This is a genomic window from Lacinutrix gracilariae (assembly GCF_042684485.1).
Lineage (GTDB): Bacteria > Bacteroidota > Bacteroidia > Flavobacteriales > Flavobacteriaceae > Oceanihabitans > Oceanihabitans gracilariae.
In genome coordinates, this window is sequence record NZ_JBHULM010000033.1 from 1 (window position 1) to 2,040 (window position 2,040).

A 2,040-nucleotide genomic window follows, 5' to 3' on the forward strand; every position below is an offset into this window, starting at 1 on the left:
CACAACAAAGTATATAATCCATTGCTAGTTCTAGCCTACTTACGAATATTCCTGCGGAATATTCTATTCGGTTTTTATTTGCTAAATTAGTGACTTATACACGCAACATATCATATACAAAACCGTTATGTGCAAGCTGAACAAAAATATTGCTAAAATTGAATGAAGGTTTTCTATATTATTTTTTTCGTAATTCTTAATGTTTTAATTTTTGAAAAGTTGACTAAGAAAATAAAGTTAGCGAAGAAACTAAAAATCGGAATTCTTACAATTATGTTACTAATCTTGATTTTGCACTTTTTCAATCCACTTGACTTCGCAATACCAAATAAATTATTTATCATACTCTTTGGGTTTAGCTCATCATTGTTCATATTCCACTATGGTAGCCGAGTAGCAATCGCATTTTCAACTCATATCAATAAAGGTAGTAAGGATAAATTGCTTTATAACTGGTACGATTTTTTAATCTTTTACGTGGTTTATATAATGATTTCCATATTTCAGATAGCAACAATAATAAAAAATTGGAGTTTATAAAATGACTGAACAATCAATAATAAAACAAATTGGAAAACCTGCCGAAATCGATATGCGAACGCCGAAAGCGATTGGAAGTACAGGATTTTATTTAAAGTCATTTAAAACGAAAAATTCCGAAACTGAATCTCTAAAAATTGACTCGAAATGCAACTTTGAAAAGCGAACTGGCGGAATTTTATTGCGTGCGAATTATTCAAATAATTTAACTGCTATTCCTATTCCGAATGAAAACATTATCGAAATCTCACTCAAACGCGGAAAAGAGAATATTGACCCATTTTTTCTGTCACCAATGTGGATTTTATTAAAACTCGGAGTTTCTAAATTATACGCTCGATATTTTAGATTTAGACTTCACGAATATTCAATTGAACAAATGGAACTGAATATCAAAACGACTGATTATGAAATGGATTTCATTGCAAACGGATATTTATTTGAGCGACAATTGAGTTTCTTTGAGAATTTGAATCACGGAATTAAATTAAAAAAAGAAATAAAAGCCAGCACATAACAACGTATATAAAAAATTGCTATTTTGTGCTTAATTCTATGGTCGTTGCACGTTTGCTACGTCTGATTTTCCTGCGGAAAATCCTCGCACGCAAACACGCAACTTTCCATATACAAAACCGTTAGCAAACATTAGATGAACGAAACCGAATACAAAGGAATATTGCATAAAGAGGTTAATAAACTTGCTGGAATCAACTCAAGATTCCATAGAATTTCAAGTATGTTATTGGACCATTTAATTATGACTTTCGTTATCGTTCCGCCAATGATTGTTCTAATGATTTTAGCTACAAACGGAATATTAAAAGTTGGAAATGAAGTTTTTTCTGTAGTTTTCTTTTTTATGATGTTCATTTATATCAATAAAGATTTTTTTAACGCTAAAAGTCCTGCAAAACGACTTTTGGGTTATCAAGTTATCAATCGAAAAACTGAAAAACCAGCATCTGAATTACAATGCTTTGTTAGGAATTTGACAATTGCTGTTGCTTGGCCATTAGAAGTTATTATCGGATTAATTAATCCCGAAAGACGAATAGGTGATGTTTTAGCGAATACGAAAGTTGTCATTTCTGAAAAGGAAAAATTAAAAACAATTTGGACTGACCTTAAAAGCAAATCTTTGAAATTAAACTTAATCGGAATTTTAATTATTGGAGTGATATATTTTTATGGATTAAGTTTAATAATGCCTAAAATGAATTAAAAACGTTTGCTAACAACGTGTATAATTAATTGCTTGTGACTTGCCTACGTGGAAATTCCTGCGGAATTTCCTCTCGTTCGGTTCATTTTTGTTAAATTAGTTGCTTAAACACGCAACTAACCATACACAAGACCGTTATAAAAAATAGTGACCCGTCCTGAATAAAGGCTACATAATTTTAAACATTATGTACAAAAATGACAAAGTAATCAGACGGTATTCAGAACCTTTCAAACTGAAAATTTTAGCCGAACTTACAACCGGTAAACACACAA

The 2,040-nt window shown here is 30.8% G+C and carries 2 protein-coding genes; both read left to right on the plus strand.

Annotation, left to right across the window (positions count from 1 at the left end):
* Positions 1-541 precede the first annotated feature (541 nt).
* Complete coding sequence (locus ACFSSB_RS15490) at positions 542-1,057, plus strand: hypothetical protein (RefSeq protein WP_379905943.1); 516 nt, start codon at positions 542-544, stop codon at positions 1,055-1,057.
* A gap of 135 nt (positions 1,058-1,192) precedes the next feature.
* Positions 1,193-1,765, plus strand: coding sequence for an RDD family protein (locus ACFSSB_RS15495; RefSeq protein WP_379905945.1), 573 nt, complete (start codon positions 1,193-1,195; stop codon positions 1,763-1,765).
* Positions 1,766-2,040 lie beyond the last annotated feature (275 nt).